Source organism: Pseudomonas sp. SIMBA_041, assembly GCF_046535095.1.
GTDB lineage: Bacteria > Pseudomonadota > Gammaproteobacteria > Pseudomonadales > Pseudomonadaceae > Aquipseudomonas > Aquipseudomonas mucoides.
This window is the reverse complement of sequence record NZ_JAWRXJ010000322.1, coordinates 1-271: the sequence shown is the minus strand read 5'-3', so window position 1 is coordinate 271 and position 271 is coordinate 1. Positions and strand designations below refer to the sequence as shown.

Here is a 271-nt window from a genome sequence, read left to right as displayed (position 1 = left end):
ACCGTCCAGAGCCTTGCCGATCACTGGCGCAATCTGCTGCAAGGCATGCTTGAACCGCAGCAAGCCCTGGGCGAGCTGCCGATGCTGGGTCAGGACGAGCAGCGCCGCATTCGCCAGGAGTGGGACCACACCGATGTGGTCTATCCGACCGAGCGTTTTGTTCACCAGCTGTTTGCCGATCAGGCGGCCAAGGCGCCGGATGCACCAGCGGTGTTCTTCGCCGAGCAGCGCCTGAGCTATCGCGAGCTGGATATTCAGGCCAACCAGCTGG

Annotated in this window: 1 protein-coding gene; it reads left to right on the top strand. The window is 63.1% G+C overall.

The window, feature by feature from the left end; translation table 11 throughout:
• The coding region (locus tag SB725_RS31325) for a hypothetical protein (protein WP_410923306.1) at positions 1 to 271 on the top strand (271 nt) is incomplete at both ends.